Source organism: Psychromonas arctica, from assembly GCF_038155225.1.
In the GTDB taxonomy this organism is placed as follows: Bacteria; Pseudomonadota; Gammaproteobacteria; order Enterobacterales; family Psychromonadaceae; genus Psychromonas; species Psychromonas arctica_B.
Genome location: NZ_JBAKBA010000194.1, coordinates 1 through 235 on the forward strand (window position 1 = coordinate 1; position 235 = coordinate 235).

Annotated in this window: 1 pseudogene; it reads left to right on the plus strand. The window is 36.6% G+C overall.

The features are described 5' to 3' along the window. Positions 1-148, plus strand: a pseudogene (locus tag V6255_RS18275) (ribosome hibernation-promoting factor, HPF/YfiA family); the annotation flags it as partial. Between the last annotated feature and the right edge of the window lie 87 nt (positions 149-235).

Sequence of the window (235 nt, forward strand, 5' to 3'; positions counted from 1 at the left end):
AGGTATGTACCCTGCTATTGCAAGTGCCGCTAAAAAATTAGATACCCTGTTAAAACACCGTAAAGGTCAATTAAAAGCAGATTTACATGAACAGCCTGAGCTGATTGAACCTGAAAGTCCGGATGAAGTAGAAGAAGAAATTAACTAAAATAAACCTACTTTATTAAACAACACTCTTAAAACGCAGCTTACGCTGCGTTTTATTGTTTGGGTACTATAAAAACTACACAGAGCC